The organism is Pseudomonas sp. GW821-FHT09C09 (assembly GCF_059418105.1).
This window is the reverse complement of the sequence record NZ_JBWKPF010000004.1, coordinates 266,635-286,666: the sequence shown is the minus strand read 5'-3', so window position 1 is coordinate 286,666 and position 20,032 is coordinate 266,635. Positions and strand designations below refer to the sequence as shown.

At 59.6% G+C, this 20,032-nt stretch carries 13 protein-coding genes; 5 read left to right on the top strand and 8 right to left on the bottom strand.

The features are described from left to right. Positions 1–309 precede the first annotated feature (309 nt). The 3 genes from AC07NR_RS14795 to AC07NR_RS14785 all read left to right on the top strand — a co-directional run bounded on the left by AC07NR_RS14795 (position 310) and on the right by AC07NR_RS14785 (position 3,678). Positions 310–2,325 (top strand): type VI secretion system Vgr family protein, encoded by a 2,016-nt coding sequence (locus AC07NR_RS14795; RefSeq protein ID WP_495078848.1) that lies wholly within the window; start codon positions 310–312, stop codon positions 2,323–2,325. Continuing rightward, entirely contained in the window at positions 2,315–3,022 is a 708-nt protein-coding gene (locus AC07NR_RS14790) for a DUF4123 domain-containing protein (RefSeq protein ID WP_495078847.1), read from the top strand. The genes AC07NR_RS14795 and AC07NR_RS14790 overlap by 11 nt, the downstream gene beginning before the upstream one ends. Positions 3,023–3,357: 335 nt before the next feature. Continuing rightward, on the top strand, positions 3,358–3,678 hold the full coding sequence (locus AC07NR_RS14785; RefSeq protein WP_495078846.1) for a hypothetical protein: 321 nt from the start codon (positions 3,358–3,360) through the stop codon (positions 3,676–3,678). A gap of 221 nt (positions 3,679–3,899) precedes the next feature. On the opposite strand, the gene AC07NR_RS14780 is transcribed toward AC07NR_RS14785, so the two are convergent. Genes AC07NR_RS14780 through AC07NR_RS14770 form a run of 3 tightly spaced genes read right to left on the bottom strand, consistent with a single transcriptional unit; the run spans position 3,900 to position 5,469 of the window. Next, on the bottom strand, positions 3,900–4,316 hold the full coding sequence (locus tag AC07NR_RS14780; RefSeq protein ID WP_169428549.1) for a T6SS amidase immunity protein Tai4 family protein: 417 nt from the start codon (positions 4,314–4,316) through the stop codon (positions 3,900–3,902). After that, on the bottom strand, positions 4,313–4,885 hold the full coding sequence (locus tag AC07NR_RS14775) for a type VI secretion system amidase effector protein Tae4 (RefSeq protein ID WP_127796710.1): 573 nt from the start codon (positions 4,883–4,885) through the stop codon (positions 4,313–4,315). The genes AC07NR_RS14780 and AC07NR_RS14775 overlap by 4 nt, the downstream gene beginning before the upstream one ends. Further along, entirely contained in the window at positions 4,885–5,469 is a 585-nt protein-coding gene (locus tag AC07NR_RS14770) for a PAAR domain-containing protein (protein ID WP_127796711.1), read from the bottom strand. The genes AC07NR_RS14775 and AC07NR_RS14770 overlap by 1 nt, the downstream gene beginning before the upstream one ends. A gap of 231 nt (positions 5,470–5,700) precedes the next feature. On the opposite strand from AC07NR_RS14770, the gene AC07NR_RS14765 reads away from it, so the two are divergent. After that, positions 5,701–6,540 carry a 23S rRNA (adenine(2030)-N(6))-methyltransferase RlmJ gene (locus tag AC07NR_RS14765; RefSeq protein WP_085711101.1) on the top strand — a complete coding sequence of 280 codons (840 nt, stop codon included), beginning with the start codon at positions 5,701–5,703 and terminating at the stop codon, positions 6,538–6,540. A gap of 49 nt (positions 6,541–6,589) precedes the next feature. Here AC07NR_RS14765 and msrA read toward each other — a convergent pair whose 3' ends face one another. The 5 genes from msrA to aceE all read right to left on the bottom strand — a co-directional run bounded on the left by msrA (position 6,590) and on the right by aceE (position 16,665). Beyond that, positions 6,590–7,255: a peptide-methionine (S)-S-oxide reductase MsrA gene (gene msrA / locus AC07NR_RS14760; RefSeq protein ID WP_096819876.1), complete on the bottom strand. Its 666-nt coding sequence runs from the start codon at positions 7,253–7,255 to the stop codon at positions 6,590–6,592. Positions 7,256–7,448: 193 nt separating this feature from the next. Continuing rightward, positions 7,449–10,145, bottom strand: a complete 2,697-nt coding sequence (locus AC07NR_RS14755) for a putative bifunctional diguanylate cyclase/phosphodiesterase (protein WP_114881165.1) — start codon at positions 10,143–10,145, stop codon at positions 7,449–7,451. Positions 10,146–10,384: 239 nt separating this feature from the next. Beyond that, positions 10,385–11,782, bottom strand: a complete 1,398-nt coding sequence (locus tag AC07NR_RS14750) for an alkaline phosphatase D family protein (RefSeq protein WP_248738565.1) — start codon at positions 11,780–11,782, stop codon at positions 10,385–10,387. 279 nt (positions 11,783–12,061) lie between these two features. Beyond that, positions 12,062–14,008 carry a dihydrolipoyllysine-residue acetyltransferase gene (gene aceF / locus AC07NR_RS14745; RefSeq protein ID WP_495078845.1) on the bottom strand — a complete coding sequence of 649 codons (1,947 nt, stop codon included), beginning with the start codon at positions 14,006–14,008 and terminating at the stop codon, positions 12,062–12,064. Positions 14,009–14,019: 11 nt separating this feature from the next. Further along, complete coding sequence (gene aceE / locus AC07NR_RS14740; RefSeq protein WP_114881168.1) at positions 14,020–16,665, bottom strand: pyruvate dehydrogenase (acetyl-transferring), homodimeric type; 2,646 nt, start codon at positions 16,663–16,665, stop codon at positions 14,020–14,022. A 384-nt stretch (positions 16,666–17,049) separates the two neighbouring features. Between aceE and glnE the strand changes: the two genes are divergently transcribed. Further along, positions 17,050–19,992 (top strand): bifunctional [glutamate--ammonia ligase]-adenylyl-L-tyrosine phosphorylase/[glutamate--ammonia-ligase] adenylyltransferase, encoded by a 2,943-nt coding sequence (glnE, locus tag AC07NR_RS14735; protein ID WP_495078844.1) that lies wholly within the window; start codon positions 17,050–17,052, stop codon positions 19,990–19,992. Positions 19,993–20,032: the final 40 nt, after the last annotated feature.

Sequence of the window (20,032 nt, the reverse complement as noted above, 5' to 3'; positions counted from 1 at the left end):
CAGGAAACGGGCCGTTTTTTATTGCCTGCAAGTTCTTTGAAAACACCGAGAAACCCTGTGGGAGCGAGCTTGCTCGCGAAGGCGTCCTGTCATTCAAATCTGTTTTTCTGACACACCGCATTCGCGAGCAAGCTCGCTCCCGCAGGGATTGGTGATGTTGTGGAAGGAAATGTCTGTAGTTGAAGGCGCCGATTCTTGAAGGGGAGATCGAAGTTTCAAGTAGGGAAAATCTGATTTTCCGGTCACCTGGCCTTCACCCCTTGCCCCTCATGCAGAATCGCCCGCCCTCAATCTGCAGAGAGACATCGGATGTTCGCGCCTGCCAATCAACCACGTTTCACGTTGACCGTCGAAGGCGCCCAGTTTGACCTCAAAGTCCTTGAGTTCACGGGCAGGGAAGCCATCAGCCAACCCTTTCGCTTCGACCTGGAGCTGGTCAGCGAGCGGCCGGATCTGGATCTTGAAAGCCTGCTGCACTGTCAGGCGTTTCTGAGTTTTGATGAAGACGGTTCCGGTATTCACGGTCAGATCTATCGGGTCGGGCAGGGGGATTCCGGCAAGCGTCTGACCCGCTATCACGTCAGCCTCGTTCCGCGTCTGGCTTATCTCGGCCACCGGATCAATCAGCGGATCTTTCAGCACCAAAGCGTGCCGCAGATCGTGACGCAGATCCTCAAGGATCACGCGATCCTGCGCGATGCCTTCGAGTTTCGCGTCGGTAGCGATTACCCGCCGCGTGAATATTGCGTGCAGTACGCCGAGAGCGATCTGGCATTCATTCAGCGCCTGTGTGCCGAAGTCGGCATTCATTTCCATTTCCAGCACAGTCCCGATGGGCATCTACTCGTGTTCGGCGACGATCAAACGGTGTTCCCGCGTCTGGCCGAACCGACGCTGTACCTCCCAGGCAGCGGCATGGCTGCGGCGGCCCCGGCGATCAAGCGCTTCACGGTACGTGTTGAAACCCGCACCAGCGTAGTCACCCGGCGTGATTACGACTTCACCAAACCCCGGCTGGCGCTGCAAAGTCGCGCCGAAAGCGAACAGCGCCCGGTGCTGGAGGATTATCACTTTCCCGGCCAGTTCACCGAACGTGAAACCGGCAAGCAACTGGCTCAGCGCACCCTTGAGCGACATGTCGCCGACTACCGTCAGGCTGAGGGTCGCAGCGATCAATCTGCCTTGGTCAGCGGACATTTCCTGCAACTGACCGAGCATCCACGCCAAGACTTGAATGACCTCTGGCTGCTGACCACCGTCGAGCACCATGGCCGGCAGCCGCAAGTGCTGGAGGAATCGGTCACCAGCGATGGCGACGAATTCCAGGGTTACCGTAATACCTTTCTTGCGACGCCGTGGGGCGTGTTCTTCCGCCCGCCGATGGGCCCGGAAAAACCACGGATGCTTGGTTATCAACCGGCCGTGGTTACCGGCCCGAAAGACAGTGAAATCCATTGCGACGAGTACGGCCGGGTCAAGGTGCAACTGGCGTGGGATCGCGACGGTGAACTCAACGAGCATTCCAGTTGCTGGCTGCGGGTCGCCAGCGGTTGGGCCCACGACCGTTATGGCAGCGTGCTGATTCCACGGGTCGGCATGGAAGTACTGGTGGGGTTCATCGATTCCGACGCCGACAAACCGCTGGTCATGGGTTGCCTGCCGAACGCCGCGACGCCGGTGCCGCTGGATCTACCGGCCGACAAGACCCGCAGCATTTTCCGCAGCCAGAGTAGTCCCGGTGGCGGCGGCTACAACGAACTGCGCATCGAAGATCGCAAAGGCGCCGAGGAAATCTACCTGCGCGCCCAGCGAAACTGGACGCAACATGTGTTGAATGATCAGCAGGTGCAGGTGGATAACCAGCGCAGTGTTGTCGTCACTGGCCTCGCCAAACATGAACTGAAAGCCGATGAGCAGCGCATCACTCACGGCCAGCGCCAGACCGAAGTGAAGCAGGACGACCACCTCACGGTGACCGGCGACAGGCATATTCGGGTGAGCAGTCAGGCGATCAACGCCAGTGCCCAATTCCACGTCAGCGCCGGCCAGCAAGTGGTGATCGACGGCGGGGCGAGCGCGACGATTCAGGCGGGCGGGCAGTGGATTAACATCGGCCCCGGCGGGATCTTCAGCAGCGTGCCGATTGTGGTGGGAGGTGCGCCGATGGCGGCGATGAGCGCCGCGCCGACCGTGCCGGGATTGCCGGAAAAACTGACGGCGGCACCGGCAGCGATTCTGACCGCTGCACAAATCATGAGCCTTAAAGGAGATGCGCCGTTCTGCGAAGAATGCGAGCGCTGCAAGGAGGGTGTCTGTGCAGCCTGATCAATGGTTGAAGGATGAACCGCTGAAAGCGACGGAGCAGTTGTTCGCGATTTTCAGCAGCGCCAGTGCCGTAGAGCCGCTGAAAGCCTGGCCGTCGAATGCGCAGATGTCGAAACCGGTCTGGACGGAAACGATTTATGCCGAGTGGGATGCGGTGATGCCCTACGTGGGAATCGTCGACGCGGGCAGTGAGTTTCTGGATTGGGTCGCGACCACCGAATCCCGCGACTGGGGCTGGCTGGCGGTCTCTTCGGCGGGGCTTGAGGCGGTGGTCGAACATTTCAGGAGTTTGACGCAGGTGCTGATGCCGGACGGGAAAGCGGTGTTTTTCCGGTTCTGGGATGGGCGGTTTTTGTTGCCGATCCTTGAGTCTTCCGAGGTGGATGCCGGGCAATTGCTGCCGGTCCTCACGCGAGGCTTGATCAACGGTCAGGCTGTCGAGATCAGGGGCAGGGCGCGGGTCTCGGGGCGGGAGTTTCCTTGGTGGTCGGTGCCGGAAAAGCTGTTGGCGCAATTCGGTGGTGATGCCCGGATCAACAACGCCTTGCAGTGGTTGAGCGAGGAGCAGCCGGCGTTGTTCGAGGCGTTTCCCGCCGATGTCTTGCGCTGCAAGGTTGTCAGGTTTTTTGCGGTTACGGCGTCGGACGAATCGTCGGCTTCGGCATTGCGGGACTACTTGCGGGACGAGTCAGAGTGAAATTTCCGGGCAAAGGCTTCGGACGTTTCCTGCGAGTTGCGGCGGTTTGCGTGAACTGGTGGGCGCGGTGGTGCGGGGATAGTCTTTTGGCTGTCACTGCGAGAGTGGTGACAGGGTGTAGGAACCCTTGGAAAACTCACCGTGCATTAGCTCTGTCCTTTGATTGCGGCACTTGAACGTGCCCATGACATTGTTCGCGGCGGCTGTGCGCGGGAACGCTTCGGCGTAGCTGAGTTTGGTGGGTTCCTCAGTTTCCTACTCTCGCGTACGGCTGCCACCCAAACCTGTAGGAAGGTCGTTGGCAGCTTCACTTGACCTGCCGAGGTGCAAAAAATATGTCGACGTTAAAACCCGATCCACCCTACGAGCCCTTCATCCCCCACCCCAACAACCGCCTCATGGCGCTGACCAGCAACTGCAACGACATGCCCACCCTGTTCATCGACACCCACGCCCCGCTCGATGTCCTGATGGACGCCGCCAACTACCGCATCCGCGCCGTCATCCAGGTCCTGGAAAACATGTGCATGCGCGGCTCGGTCGAGTGCGACTCCGTCATCCTCAGTGACTTCGCCCAGCTCTGCGTGATTCCGTTGCGTGACGGCTGTGATGACTTGGATGTGATTGGCAAGCGCCTGCGCGCCATACCGTCCTGACTCGATCGTTCCCACGCTCTGCGTGGGAATGCAGCCCGTGACGCTCCGCGTCACATGGGGTGTCAGCCACAACTGCGGTGGGCGCCTGGAACGCGGAGCGTCCCTGTAGATATTCCCACGCGGAGCGTGGGAACGCTCATTAGCAAGACTTCACTCTCAGCCCTTTCCAGAGATTCTTCCAGCATCGGTTTGGAAGGATCATTTAGTCAGGCGAGAAGATTTCAGTTTTGCAGATACTGATCCTGCGACTTTATGAAAGCGTCAAATTCCGGGGAGTTATAAATTTCCAGGCAAGAATAAAACACTATGTTTTTACCAGTCTGTTTGCTGGTAGAGGACGTTTTGAGGTAGGCGCTTGCCATGTATTTCTCAGTCTCAGCATACGGATCATGCGTGACCTCCAGCGTATCTTCATTCTGCAGTATCACGTGTTGCCCCTTGCCCATGGCCGAGTAGGCGCCAATTGCGAGTCCAAGATCCGATTTTATGTCGGACTCAGACTTGAATTGACTCGATATGCAGTTGGCGAGGCCATAATTCTTCAGTGAGATTCTTGCACTGTTTATTTCGGCCTCACCTGATAGGGCACTTCCGGAAATACCCAGAATGCCTAGTGCGATGAGTAGCTGGAATTTCATCCCTTTAACTCCCAGAAGTTGATTTTTTCCAGCTTTACGTCTGGCCGGTCATAGGTATGGCTATCGGGACGATGGTAGTCGCTGTTGTCTCCGGTGGCGCTACCATTCCATAAAGTCGCATGGCCCGTCGCATCGCTCCATCCCGTGATCTCCATGATAATGACGCCCTTCTTGCCATTGATGAAGTCTGCGTTGCTCAGCGTCAACTCGTGATCGGGAGCCCCCCAGTTGTGTTTCAGGAAAGCCAGAAAGTCCGCGACTTTCATGATGTAGGGGAGCTGATCAGCGCCGGCCAGACGGTAGATGGATTTGCTGGGAATGATCGTTCCTTTCGGGATTTTGTAACCGCCGTAGTTGAATCCTCTGCTTATCCTCAGAGCGCAGGCGTTTGCATAGGCGTCCGGTTTTTCTGCTCTGGCAGCCTCGACATTGCCCCCGACAAGCGCATAAACATCTATTGAGCTTTTAAGACCGACCTCTGCGTAGGCAGTCCACAGCGTGCTGAATTTTGGCCTTTTGACGACGATGTTGGAGCTCACGCCGCCTGAACTGATATTGACCTGGGCCATTAGATCTCTCCTTCCATATCAAATGCTTCCCCTTGAAAAGCATTCGGGATGATCGCGATTCCTTTCGCTCCGACAGTGCCCGACAACGTCTTTTCTGTCGCGCCACTGATCGTGACAGTTACCGTTTCACCGGGTGAATAGCCGGATGTTTTTACATGAATATTCAGGTCGGTATAGAAACGCGACACCGAATCCACGGGAGTTTGGCTTTCCCCGTACGAGAAGGTTATCCGTTGTATCGTTTTGGGCTTTGGAATAAGGCTGCTTATCGCAGAGAAGCTCGCAGCACTATGTTCACCGCCACCATAAACAGACGATTGACCGAACAACAGCGTGTTGGATTTTGGTGGACACCCGCAGGCGATGTAATCACCTTCGAGTGCAACTGGTCCGGCGGGTAATGTAACTGTTCGAGGGCCCACTGCCACGATAGGGCCTTTGCCTGCACTGCATGCCGGACAGCTGGCCATGTGGCCGATGGAGGATGTGCTTACGGCGTAATCAATGTTGATTCCGGCGTTCCCTTCCAGGACTGCGCCACCGGTTGAGGTCGGAGCGCCGATTCCGATCACCTTTCTTCCCATGTAAATGTCCCTCTTTACAGGTTTTAAGTGCGACCGATCTTCGCATTCCCTTTCTTCAAGGGACGAAGAGTATCTATGGCGAGTTGTTTCTTGATGTTGCTTTGCCTTCGATTCCATCTACCTCAGCGGGCTCTCAAGGATGTACCCGACAGCAAGACCACCCACTCAGCCCCCAACCCCTGACTTGCCGCCCGGTAAAAGGTAAACTTCACGGCCCTCGCAGGAGCAGCCATGAATTATCGTCACGCCTTCCATGCCGGCAATCACGCCGATGTGTTCAAACACCTGACCTTGACCCGCCTCATCGCCCTGATGTCGCGCAAGGAGCAGCCGTTTGCCTATCTCGACAGCCACGCCGGCATCGGTCTGTATGACCTGCAGGGCGATCAGGCCAACCGTACCGGCGAGTACCTGGAAGGCATCGCGCGGTTGTGGGATCAGCCGGATCTGCCGGCACTGACCGCCGACTACATGAACGTGCTGCACGAGATGAACCCGGACGGCCAGTTGCGCTATTACCCGGGTTCGCCGGAGCTGGCGCGGCGTCTGACCCGTTCCCAGGATCGGGTGTTGCTCAACGAGAAGCACCCGGAAGACGGCGTGCTGCTCAAGGACAACATGAAGGGCGACCGTCGTGTGGCCGTGCATCTGGGTGAGGGCTGGCATGTGGCGCGGGCGTTGCTGCCGGTGGCCGAGAAGCGTGCGGTGATGCTGATCGACCCGCCGTTCGAGAAACTCGACGAGATGCAGCGTTGCGCGGCGTCCTTGAAAGAGGCGATCTCGCGCATGCGCCAGACCGTGGCGGCGATCTGGTACCCGGTAAAGGACCAGCGCGCATTGCGTCGTTTCTATCAGGATCTGGCCGGCACCGGTGCGCCGAAGTTGCTGCGGGTCGAGCTGCTGGTGCATCCGCTGGACACGCCGAACAGCCTGAACGGCTCTGGCCTGGCGATTGCCAATCCGCCGTGGGGGCTGGAGGAAGAATTGCGTGAGCTGCTGCCGTGGCTGTCCAAGAAGTTGGGTCAGACCCAGGGTGGATGGCAGATGGATTGGTTGATCGCCGAGAGCTGATCAACCGTCAATCGCTCCCGCACATAGCGCGGGAGCGACCAGGGCGGACTTAGTTACCCGCCAGACTCGGTGGCATGCAAACGCCAGTGCCGCCAATCCCGCAGTAGCCTTCCGGATTTTTCGCCAGATACTGCTGGTGATAGGTCTCTGCGAAGTAAACGGTCGGTGCCTGTTCAATCTCGGTGCTGATTTCACCCAGACCTGCCTTCGACAACTCAGCCTGATAAACGGCTTTGCTCTTCAACGCCGCATCCAGTTGTTCCGGGTGGGTCGCGTAGATCACCGAACGGTACTGAGTGCCGATGTCATTGCCCTGACGCATGCCCTGCGTCGGGTTGTGCAATTCCCAGAACATTGTCAGCAGCTCTTCGTAGCTGACTTTGTCTTTGTCGAAAACGACCAACACCACTTCCGAATGACCGGTCAGGCCCGAGCAGACTTCTTCGTAGGTCGGGTTCGGCGTGAAGCCGCCGGCGTAACCGACCACGGTGCTGACCACGCCTTCGCGCTGCCAAAAGCGACGTTCCGCACCCCAGAAGCAGCCCAGTCCGAAAATCGCGAAATCGACGTCTTGAAAGAACGGGCCAAGCAGCGGCGTGTCTTTGAAGACGAAATGGTTTTCAGGCAAGGTCATCGCGGTTTCGCGGCCAGGCAGAGCTTGTTCTTTAGTCGGTAGCACGTTTTTGTTCACCAGAATTTCCGAGCGCAGAACCATGATCGTTCCTCTCAGTCAGGATGGGATGTAAAAAGTCAGACCGTCAGTGTGCCCAATGATGCCCGATTTCGCACTATTCAAATGTGGGAGCGAGCTTGCTCGCGAAGGCGGCGATCCATTCAACATTTGCAGTGACTGACCCACCGCTTTCGCGAGCAAGCTCGCTCCCACAGGGTGGGGGGGATTATGGGATTTAGAGGCAGAGCGGGCCGCGCGGGTAGCGCTTGAGCGCCTGGATCAGCTCGCCGCCCGGAATCGGCCGGTCGAACAGGTAGCCCTGGCCGACGTCGCAGCGGTGCCGGCGCAGGAATGCCAGCTGCTCGGCGGTCTCGATGCCTTCGGCCACGACCTTGAGTTTCAGGTTGTGGGCCATGGCGATCACGGCGGAGGTGATTTCCATGTCGTCCTGGTTGTCCGGGATCTCATGGATGAAGCTGCGATCGATCTTGATGATGTCGATCGGGAATTTCTTCAGGTAGCTGAGCGACGAGTAGCCGGTGCCGAAGTCGTCCATGGCCAGGGTCAGGCCCAGGCGCTTGAGCTGGTCGAGCTGCAAGTGGGTGTCTTCGGTGGCTTCCAGCAGCAGGCCTTCGGTCAGCTCGAGCTCCAGCAGATTGGCCGGCAGCGCTTCTTCCTTGAGGATGTTGGCGATCGAGGCCACCAGATCCGGGTCGGAGAACTGCTTGGGCGACAGGTTGATCGCCACTTGCAGGTTGCCCATGCCGGCGGCGGTCAGCGCTTTGCTCATGCGGCAGGCCTGGCGGGCGATCCACTTGCCGATCGGAATGATCAGGCCGGTTTCCTCGGCGACGCTGATGAACTGGTCCGGACGGATCATGCCGCGTTCCGGGTGATTCCAGCGCAGCAGCGCTTCCATGCCCAGCAGGCGACCGCTGCGCAGGCACAGCTTCGGCTGGTAGAACACGTCCAGCTCGTTCTGGGTCAGGGCGCGGCGCAGGTTGTTCTCGACGAACAGTTTGTAACTGGCCTCGGCGTTCAGCGCTTCGGTGAATACCTGCACCTGATGTTTGCCGTTGGCCTTGGCCTTGTGCAGGGCGAGGCCAGCGTTACGCATCAGGGTCTGCGGGTCGCGGCCGTGCAGCGGCGCGCAGGCCAGACCCACGGAGCCGGTGACGCTGATCAACTGGTTGTCGACGAACATTGGCTTGTCGAGGGTCATCAACAACTGACTGGCGATCTGCTGGCCGGCCTCGAGGTCGGTATTGTCGAGCAGCACGGCGAATTCGTTACTGGCGAACCGCGCCAGGCTACCGCTCGGGCTCAGGCTGTTGCGCAGACGACGTGCCAGGCTGATCAACAGTTTGTCGCCGGTCTGGTGACCGAGGCTGTCGTTGATCCGCTTGAAGTTATCGATGTCCACCAGCAGCAGGCTGATCGGGGTATCGCTGTCTCGGGCGAAGCGTTCGTCCAGATTGCGGATAAATGCAGGCCGGTTACCGAGGTTGGTCAGGTTATCGGTGTATGCCAGGCGCTCGATGCGCTGCTGCGCCAGTTTGGTCTGGGTGATGTCTTCGTAGATGCCGATGTAATGCGTCAGCTCACGGTTGTCGCCATAGACCTTGGAAATCGACAACTGACCCCAGTAGGGTTCGAGATTCTTGCGGCGGCTCTTGAATTCGCCCTGCCAGCTATTGCTCTTGGCCAGCGCGGAGGGGGCGTCGAACAGCAGCTCGCTGAGGTTTTCCAGGGCCGGCAGCTCTGACAGGCGCTGGCCGTGAACTTCCTCGGTGGTGTACTGGGTGATCGCGGTGAAGCTCGGGTTGACGTACTCGACCACGCCGTCGCAGTTGACCAGCAAAAAGGCGTTGGCACTTTGCTCGACCGCACGCTGGAACAGGTGCAGGGCGCTGGTGGCGGTGCGGCGGTTGTGATTGTTGATGACCTGGGCGAACTGATCCGCCAGCTCGCCGGCAAAGGCGATTTCGTCGGACTGCCAGGCGCGGGTGACGCCGGTCTGCTCCAGGCACAGCACGCCGACCACCTGGCCATCGACACGGATGCTGGCGTCGAGCATGGCGTTGACGTCGCGCGGGCGCAGGGCTTCGGCCATTTCCCGGGTACGCGGGTCGCGCATCGCGTTGTGTGCGTCGATGGCGCGACTGCCGTGCAGCGCCTCCATGTAATCGGGGAAACCGCTGACGTCGATCACGTCCGGCAGGATGTATTCCTGGGTGGCGCGGTGGTAGGCCGAGATCGGCACCAGCTTCTGGCCTTCGAGGTTCCACAGGCTGGCGCAGTCGATTTCGTAGATATCGCAGGCGCAGCGGGTGATCAGCTCGGCGGCTTCCTGCAGGGAGTTCTGGCTGCTGTAGCGCTGGCGGGCCAGCAACAGGATCAGATCCTGTTGGGCGCGCACCCGCTCCAGGTGCTGCAGTTGTTCCTGCTGGGCGCGCTGGTTGAGCTCAAGGGCGATTTGCAGGCGGGAGTTCTGGGTTTCCAGGTCGACGGACGGCAGCGCTGGTGCCTCGTCAAATACGTCGTCGACCGCCAGCAGGTAACCGCGCAGCAAATGACGGTTGTGCTGTTTGTAGGCTTCGCCGAGTTCGAGAATGCTCAAGGCGCCGGCGGCGGTATGCAGGGTATAGCGCACCAGATAATGCGGGCTTTGGCCGAGTTGCTGCTGGATCGCATCGTGCAGCTGATAGCGCGCTTCGGGTTCCATCAGGCTGGCGTAGGGCGAACCGACCAGGGCGCAGAGTTCGACGGCCGGCTGGCCGAACTGGCGTTCGCAGTTGGGATCGAGAAACAGCATCGCCCAACTGGCTTCATTCAGGCGCTCGAAACGCAGCATGCCGAGCCGCGAGGGCACAGGCAACTGCGTCACTACCTCGGCCGCCATACGGCTGGCGGCATCGGGTTGGCTCTTCATGAAGGGAACTCGCTTGGAAATTTGCTGAACGCGCCGGGCTCTCGCCCTCTTTACTGTTGCCTGCGGCAAGGTTGCATCATTGCGGCACCGACTGACAAGAGACATGAAGGCCAAGTGCTATAAGAATATGTCGGCTGCGGCGGGCATTTCTCCAGCGGGTGGCGGAAAGTAATGCGCGATCGCCGGGAAAGTGCCGTTCCAGAGCCTTTCGGCATCCGGAACGGTCGTGCCGCTGGATTTTATCTCAACGGAATATCGATGGATTGCAGGCGTCTGCCATCGCGGTCGTGATAGTTGACCTGGATCCGCCCGGTCCCAACCACCAGGTGCGCGAAGTTGTCCTCGCTGACGACCTGGCTGGTCAGCTCGTGTTGGTATTCGCCGTCTGCGGTACGGGCCAGAGGCTGATCGAGGATGAATGTGGAAGCCTTGGCATATGGCAGCAATTTGCTGTTGCACAGTGGCGAAGAGACGATGGTGTGCACTTCGAAATCGGAGTCTTCAGTATGCGTGAGGCGTGAGGTCAGAGAGCCATGGACATCGCCGCTGACGAAGATGACATTCAAGATCCGGTGGGTGCGAATGACTTCCAGCAAGCGCAGCCTTTGCTCCGGGAAGGCTTTCCAGGCATCGTCGCCGTGAGCCTTGCGATCGGGATAGAACATGACGCTGGTGACCACGAACTTGACCCGCGCCGGACTTTCGATCAGCCACTTGCACAATGCCTGCTCCTGTTCTTCATCGAGAATGCGCCGGTCAGTCGATGACAAGTTGCGGCGAGTTCGACTGTCGGTCACAAACCATTCGATATCACCGTCGCTGAACTGATACCAGTAATGATCCAATGATGAGCGTTTGACTTGTCCGTTAGTATCCAGTGGATGTACGGGGCTGTGACTGGCTTGATATAACTCGTAGGCTGCCATGGCGTTGCGATATAACTCATGGTCGTTTTTTCCGGCATTGGCCGGCCAGTTGTCTTCAATCTCATGATCATCGAGGATCATGTAGGTTGATAGTCCAGACATCAAACGCTGGATGTTTGGCTGAGAAAACGCCGCACGATACTTCTTCAGAATGTCCTGGTATTCGCGATCGGGCGCAATGATATTCAAGTCATCGACATAGATCTGGTCTCCGGTCATCAGTGCTGCACTGACCGGAGGCTGGCTGCCTTCGATCAATTGGTTGATAGAGGCGAAAATCCGGTCGCCCGATTGGGGGGAAGACGGCTTGCCGGCGGTCATTCGCAGGTAGCGGCAGGAGCCGACAATGTAGGCCCGGTCTTGCTTTGCCTCGCTTGAGCGGGTGCGCAGACGGTAGACCTCTCGTGGCCATTGCAGTGGCAGTTCAGCGACGCTTTCTACGGTATGTACCGGGCTCATCGGGCTGAACCACCCGGTCTGATACTCGTATTCGGTATCGGCGCACAAGTTGTTTATTGCGAATACGGTGGACATGTCGTGCAAGACACTTAAAGTCGCAAAGATGCTTTTTATCCATTGTTCTTTTCCAGACTTTCGGTAACGAATGCCTGCAAAGACCCTGGTGTTTTCCTGTTGCTCTCCGCGTATGAATATGCGTGCGTGATTAGTTGTTGTGTGGCCGATAATAGGGCCGACGGTGGGTTTTAACATGTTCGAATCCATTCGAGTTATCAAGAAGTTGTGTTCGAGAGTGGCAAAGTTATTTAGTTAACTTTGTTGGGGGAGATTAGTTGTCTTGCGATAAAAAAATATCGATAGGAATTCGACTGGATTCGTGGCTTATATCAGCGCAAGTTGTAGGAAAAGTATGGGTGCGAGTTATTTCAGGCAAAAAAAAGCCCCGCCAAACTGACGGGGTTGAGGTACGAGCGTGTGGCGCTCGAAAACGTGGAACGCAGTCGGCCCTCCGTTGCCGGAGGGCCGAGCGCTTTACAGCAGGATGGTGCGGATGTCCGCCAGCAGATCGCTCAGACGCTTGGTGAAGCGTGCAGCAGCGGCGCCGTTGATCACACGGTGATCGTAGGACAGCGACAGTGGCAGCATCAGTTTCGGCTGGAAGGCTTTGCCGTCCCAGACTGGCTGGATGGTTGCCTTGGAAACACCGAGGATCGCCACTTCCGGCGCGTTGACGATCGGCGTGAAGCCGGTGCCGCCAATGTGGCCGAGGCTGGAAATGGTGAAGCAGGCGCCTTGCATCTCGTCCGACGAGAGCTTCTTGGTCCGGGCCTTTTCAGCCAGGGAAGCGGCCTCGGCGGCCAGTTGCAGCAGGCTCTTCTGGTCGACGTTCTTGATGACCGGTACCAGCAGGCCATCCGGGGTGTCGACGGCGAAGCCGATGTTCACGTATTTCTTGCGGATGATCGCCTTGCCGCTTGGAGCCAGCGAGCTGTTGAAGTCCGGCAGTTCCTTGAGCAGGTGTGCGCAGGACTTGAGCAGCAACGGCAGGATGGTCAGCTTGACGCCGGCCTTCTCTGCGACAGCTTTCTGTGCGTTACGGAACGCTTCCAGCTCGGTGATATCCGCCGAGTCGAATTGCGTCACGTGCGGCACGTTCAGCCAGCTGCGGTGCAGGTTGGCGGCGCCGACCTGCATCAGGCGGGTCATCGGCACTTCTTCGATTTCGCCGAAGCGGCTGAAGTCGACGACCGGAATCGGCGGGATGCCCGCGCCACCGGTTGCGCCAGCAGCGGCCGGAGCTTCCTTGGCCTTCTGCATCATGGCTTTGACGTAAGTCTGTACGTCTTCTTTCAGGATGCGACCGTGCGGACCGCTGGCGCCGACAGCGCTCAGCTCGACACCGAATTCACGAGCCAGTTGACGCACGGCAGGGCCGGCGTGAACTTTCGCACCAGGCTTGGCTGGAGCGGCAACCGGAGCGGCAGCAGCAGGTGCAGCGGCGGCTGGCGCCGGAGCACTCGGAGCAGCAGCGGCAGCTGGAGCCGGGGCAGCAGCCGGAGCGGCGCCTTTGACTTTCAGCTTGAGGATCAGGTCGCCGGTGCCGACTTCGTCGTCCAGCTTGATGGAAATGCTTTCCACCACGCCAGCGGCAGGCGATGGAATTTCCATGCTCGCCTTGTCGGATTCCAGGGTGATCAGCGACTGATCGGCTTCAACGCTGTCGCCAGCCTTGACCAGCACTTCGATGATCTTGGCCTTGCCGGCCGAACCGATGTCCGGAACGTGGATGTCCTGAACGCTGTCGGCAACCAGTGCAGCAGGCGCGGCGGCCGGAGCCGGCGCAGCGGCAGCGGCTGGAGCAGCAGCCTGGGCCGGAGCGGCAGCCGCAGGGGCCGCAGCACCCGCCACTTCCAGATCCAGAATCAGGTCGCCGGTGCCGACTTCGTCGTTCAACTTGACGCTGATGGCCTTCACCACGCCAGCGGCAGGCGACGGGATTTCCATGCTTGCCTTGTCGGATTCCAGGGTGATCAGCGACTGATCAGCCTCGACCTTGTCGCCGACCTTGACCTGGATCTCGATGATCTGGGCCTTGCCCGACGAACCGATGTCCGGCACGTGCACTTGCTGAACCGAAGCGGCAGCAGGGGCAGCGGCTGGCGCGGCAGCAGCAGGAGCGGCAGCCGGTTTGGCTTCAGCTTTTGCAGCCGGCGCAGCGGCAGGCGCTGGGGCCGCTTGCGCGGCGCCCTCGACTTCCAGCTCCAGCAGTTCGTCACCTTCTTTCAGGCGATCGCCCAGCTTCACTTTCAGGCTCTTGATGACGCCGGTCTTCGGGGCCGGCACTTCCATGCTGGCCTTGTCCGATTCCAGGGTCAGGATGCTCTGGTCGGCTTCGATACGGTCGCCGACCTTCACAAACAGTTCGATTACTTCACCTTCACCGCTGCCGATGTCAGGTACGCGAATGAGTTCGCTCACAGAGTTTCTCCTCAGCAGTCCAGTGGGTTGCGTTTTTCCGGGTCGATGCCGAACTTGGTAATGGCCTCGGCCACGACTTTAGGTTCGATATCGCCACGGTCAGCCAGTGCTTCCAGGGCTGCCAACACCACGAAATGACGGTCGACTTCGAAGAAATGACGCAGTTTCTTGCGGCTGTCGCTGCGGCCGAAACCGTCGGTGCCCAGGACTTTGAATTCCTTGGACGGTACCCACTGACGGATCTGCTCGGCGAACAGTTTCATGTAGTCGGTAGAGGCAATGACCGGACCTTTACGGCCGCTCAGGCACTCTTCGACGTAGCTGCGCTTAGGCTTCTGGCCTGGTTTCAGACGGTTGCTGCGCTCTACGGCCAGGCCGTCGCGACGCAGTTCGTTGAAGCTGGTGACGCTCCACACATCGGCGCCGATGTTGAACTCTTCACGCAGGATCTTCGCCGCTTCACGGACTTCACGCAGGATGGTGCCGGAGCCCATCAGCTGAACGTGGTGCGCCGCATCGCGGGTGTCTTCTTCGAGCAGGTACATGCCTTTCTTGATGCCTTCTTCGGCACCGGCCGGCATGGCTGGCTGCTGGTACGACTCGTTCATCACGGTGATGTAATAGAAGATGTCCTGTTGCTCTTCGGTCATCTTCTTCATGCCGTCCTGAATGATCACCGCCAGCTCGTAGCCGTAGGTCGGATCGTAGGTGCGGCAGTTCGGGATGGTGGCAGCCAGCAGGTGGCTGTGACCGTCTTCGTGCTGCAGGCCTTCACCGTTCAGGGTGGTACGGCCGGCTGTGCCGCCGATCAGGAAGCCACGGGTGCGGCTGTCGCCGGCAGCCCAGGCCAGGTCGCCGATACGCTGGAAGCCGAACATCGAGTAGAAGATGTAGAACGGCAGCATTGGCTGGTTGTGGCTGGAGTACGAAGTACCGGCGGCGATGAAGGAACTCATGGCGCCTGCTTCGTTGATGCCTTCTTCAAGGATCTGACCTTTCTGGTCTTCCTTGTAGAACATCACCTGGTCTTTATCGACTGGCTCGTAGAGCTGGCCGACGGACGAGTAGATGCCCAGCTGACGGAACATGCCTTCCATACCGAAGGTACGGGCTTCGTCCGGGATGATCGGAACGATGCGCGGGCCGATTTCCTTGTCCTTGACCAGTTGCGCGAGGATTCGCACGAAGGCCATGGTGGTGGAAATTTCACGGTCGCCGGAACCGTCGAGGATCGCCTTGAGGGTGTCCAGATCCGGAGTCGGTACGCTGAAGCTCTGTGCGCGACGCTGAGGAACGAAACCGCCCAGTGCGGCGCGGCGCTCGGCCAGGTAACGGGCTTCGGCGCTGTTTGGCTCAGGCTTGAAGAACGGCAGGTTTTCCAGCTCTTCATCCTTGACCGGGATGTCGAAGCGGTCGCGGAACAGCTTCAGGCTGTCGACGTCGACTTTCTTGGTGTTGTGCGCGGTGTTCTTCGCTTCGCCCGCACCGGTACCGTAACCCTTGATGGTCTTGGCCAGGATGACGGTCGGCTGTTCTTTGTGGTTGACCGCTTCGTGGTACGCCGCGTAGACCTTGTACGGGTCGTGGCCGCCACGGTTGAGTTTCCAGATCTCGTCGTCGGACAGGTCTGCAACCATCGCCTTGAGTTCTGGCGTGTTGAAGAAGTGTTCACGCACGAACGCGCCGTCTTTGGCTTTGTAGTTCTGGTACTCGCCGTCGATGACTTCGTCCATGCGACGTTGCAGGATGCCGTCGACGTCTTTGGCCAGCAGTGGGTCCCAGAAACGGCCCCAGATGACTTTGGTCACGTTCCACTGAGCACCGCGGAACACGCCCTCGAGTTCCTGGATGATCTTGCCGTTGCCGCGAACCGGGCCGTCGAGGCGCTGCAGGTTGCAGTTGATGACGAAGATCAGGTTGTCCAGCTTCTCGCGGCCGGCCAGGGAGATGGCGCCCAGGGATTCCGGCTCGTCGCACTCGCCGTCGCCCAGGAAGCACCAGACTTTCTGTTTGCCCGGCTGGATGAAGCCGCGGTGTTCCAGGTACTTCATGAAGCGCGCCTGGTAGATCGCCTGGATCGGGCCCAGACCCATGGATACGGTCGGGAACTGCCAGAAGTCAGGCATCAGCCAAGGGTGCGGGTAGGACGACAGGCCCTGACCGTCGACTTCCTGGCGGAAGTTGTTCATCTGGTCTTCGGAAATGCGGCCTTCCATGAACGCACGGGCGTAGACGCCTGGCGAGGTGTGACCCTGGAAGTAGATCAGGTCGCCGCCGTGTTCGTCGGTCGGAGCCTGGAAGAAGTAGTTGAAACCGATGTCGTACAGGGTCGCGCTGGAGGCGAAGCTGGAGATGTGACCGCCCAGGTCAGAATCTTTCAGGTTCGTACGCATTACCATGGCCATCGCGTTCCAGCGTACCAGCGAGCGAATGCGGCGTTCCATGAACAGGTCGCCAGGCATGCGTGCTTCGTGGGTAACCGGGATGGTGTTGCGGTAAGGCGTGGTGATGGCGTAAGGCAGTTGCGAGCCGCTGCGGGTCGCGAGTTCGCCCATACGGGTCATCAGATAGTGAGCACGGTCTTCGCCTTCTTTGTCGAGAACCGATTCCAGGGCGTCCAGCCATTCCTGGGTTTCGACGGGATCGAGGTCTTGCATGGCTTGCTCCAGGGCGGAAAGGCTTCCAGAATCGGTTGCCTGAGTTTGCGACTGGCCTTGTGGGCAGACGATTTAAAATTCTTGGATTGCCGACAGGTTGTTCCGGCGGCGTGTAGTTTTACTACAAATCATCCGGCATTTCAGCCTTTCGAATGTATAGACGAGTAGTAAAACTACAGATGAAAGGCTTGTGGCCTCCGACTGCGTTGTGAGAATAATCGTTAAGGTTGGTCTTTAGCCATCCGAAAAAGGTGAAAGTTTGATGTTGGCTGCCAAAGAAAAAGAAATTTCAGCTATTTCTCACTTTTGTTCGACAGTCCTTCGCGTAGCGGTTTTTCAATCATCACTACAAGCGGCCATTTACACGCCGATCAAGGATAGACCATGACCCTGCCCGCGCTTGCCGAACTGCCCGCCATTCTCCTGCCGTTGGTCAGCCGATCGGAGCAGTCGTTCCGTACGGCCGTCGCCGGATTGACCGAAGGCGATCACGGCTTCTCCACCTGGACTCCGGAGCGCTGGGCGCAGTTCGCCCGCGTCACTGGCGCCAGCGATTTCGTGATTGAACAGAGTGTTCGTGACCCTTTGATGTTGCTGTCGCTGGTGCAGTCCGGTGAACTCGACCGGCCGTTCGCCCCTGGCGAGCTATGCGGGCAGATCGCCGCTGCGGTGAGCGCGGCACAAACAGAAGACGAGCTGGGCCGCGTCCTGCGTCGCCAGCGTGCCCGGCATCAGGTGCGGATCATCTGGCGCGACATGACCCGTCAGGCCGACCTGGTGCAGACCTGCCGCGATCTTTCCGACATGGCCGACGCCAGCATCGACCAGGCCTATCAATGGCTGTACAGCCGCCATTGCCAGCAATTCGGCACGCCCACCGGCCGGCGCAGCGGCGAACCGCAGCAAATGGTCATCCTCGGCATGGGCAAGCTCGGCGCGGTCGAGCTGAACCTGTCTTCGGACATCGACCTGATCTTCGCCTACCCCGAGGGCGGCGAAACCGTCGGCGTGAAGCGCGCGCTGGATAATCAGGAATTTTTCATCCGCCTCGGCCAGCGCCTGATCAAGGCCCTCGACCCGATGACCGTCGACGGCTTCGTGTTCCGCGTCGACATGCGCCTGCGCCCGTACGGCTCGTCCGGCGCGCTGGTGCTGAGCTTCAATGCGCTGGAGCAGTATTACCAGGATCAGGGCCGCGACTGGGAACGCTACGCGATGATCAAGGCGCGGGTCGTCGCGGGCGATCAGGTGGCGGGCGCGCAGTTGCTCGACATGCTGCGGCCGTTCGTTTACCGGCGCTATCTGGACTTCTCGGCGATCGAAGCACTGCGCACCATGAAGCAGTTGATCCAGCAGGAAGTCCGGCGCAAGGGCATGGCCGACAACATCAAGCTTGGCTCCGGTGGCATTCGCGAAGTCGAGTTCATCGCCCAGGCCTTTCAATTGATTCACGGCGGTCGCGATCTGAGTCTGCAACAGCGGCCTCTATTAAAGGTGTTGAGCACGCTGGAAGGGCAGGGTTATCTGCCGCCGGCGGTGATCAGCGAGTTGCGCGAAGGTTATGAATTCCTGCGCTACACCGAACACGCGATCCAGGCTATTGCCGATCGCCAGACCCAGATGCTGCCGGACAGCCCGCAGGATCAGGCGCGCATTGCGTTCATGCTCGGTTTCGCCGACTGGGACGCCTTCCATGAAAAGCTGATGTTCTGGCGTGGCCGGGTGGCCTGGCATTTTGCTCAGGTCATCGCCGATCCCGATGAGGAAGAAGGCGCCGACTGCGAAGTGGTGGTCGGCGGCGAATGGCTGCCGCTGTGGGAAGAGGCGCAGGACGAAGAAGCCGCCTGCCGCCAACTGGAAGAGGGCGGTTTTGCCGACGCCACCAAAGCCTTGAAGGCGTTGGCCGGTCTGCGCAGCAGTCCGCAACTGCGGGCGATGCAGCGTCTGGGGCGCGAACGCCTCGACGCCTTTATTCCGCGCCTGCTCGCTCAGGCAGTGGAGCATGACAATCCGGATCTGGTGCTCGAGCGGGTGCTTCCGCTGGTCGAAGCGGTGGCCCGGCGTTCGGCTTATTTAGTGTTGCTGACGGAAAACCCGGGCGCGTTGCGGCGCTTGCTGACCCTGTGCGCCGCCAGCCCATGGATCGCCGAGCAGATCACCCGTTTCCCGTTGCTGCTCGACGAATTGCTCAACGAAGGTCGCTTGTTCAAGCCGCCGCTGGCGCCGGAACTGGCAGCCGAGCTGCGTGAGCGCCTGACCCGGATCCCGGAAGACGACCTCGAACAACAGATGGAAGCCCTGCGCCATTTCAAGCTGGCGCACCGCTTGCGCGTCGCCGCCTCGGAAATCGCCGGCAGCCTGCCGCTGATGAAAGTCAGCGATTACCTGACCTGGCTCGCCGAAGCGATTCTCGAGCAAGTGCTGGCACTGGCCTGGCGCCAGACCGTGGCCAAGTACGGCACGCCGCTGCGCACCGACGGCACGTTGTGCGATCCCGGCTTCATCATTGTCGGTTATGGGAAAGTCGGCGGGATCGAGTTGGGGCATGGTTCGGACCTGGACCTGGTGTTTATCCACGACGGTGATCCGCAGGCGGAAACCGACGGGGCGAAACCGATTGATGGCGCGCAGTTCTTTACCCGGCTCGGTCAGCGGATCATTCACCTGCTGACGGCGCAGACCAACTCCGGCCAGTTGTATGAAGTGGACATGCGCCTGCGGCCGTCCGGTGCGTCCGGGCTGTTGGTGAGTTCGCTCGGCGCGTTCGCCCGCTATCAAGAAAATGAAGCCTGGACATGGGAACATCAGGCGTTGGTGCGGGCGCGGGTGTTGGTCGGCAGTCAGGATGTCGGCCAGGCGTTCGAGAAAGTACGGGCCCAGGTATTGGGCAAGGCGCGGGATCTGGCGAAGCTGCAACAGGAAGTGAGCGAGATGCGCGCGAAGATGCGCGATAACCTCGGGAGCAAGAGCACCGCCGCCGGTACCGGGGCGAATGCCTTCGACGCTGCGGCGCCGTTCGACCTCAAGCAGGACGCCGGAGGTATCGTCGATATTGAATTTATGGTGCAATACGCGGCCCTGGCGTGGTCGCAAAGCCACCCGCCGCTGCTGCGCTGGACGGACAATATCCGCATTCTGGAAGAGCTGGAACACGAAGGGTTGATGCCCGTCGAAGACGCCAGCCTGTTGCGCGAGGCCTACAAGGCCTACCGTTCCGCCGCCCACCGGCAGGCCTTGCAGAAGGACGCCGGCGTGATACCGGGCGACCAGTTCGCGGACGAACGGCGGCAGGTGATGCGGATCTGGCGAGAGCTGGGGCTAAGCTGATTCTCGAGACGGGGAGGCGTAAGGCCTCCCCGGTTCGTTT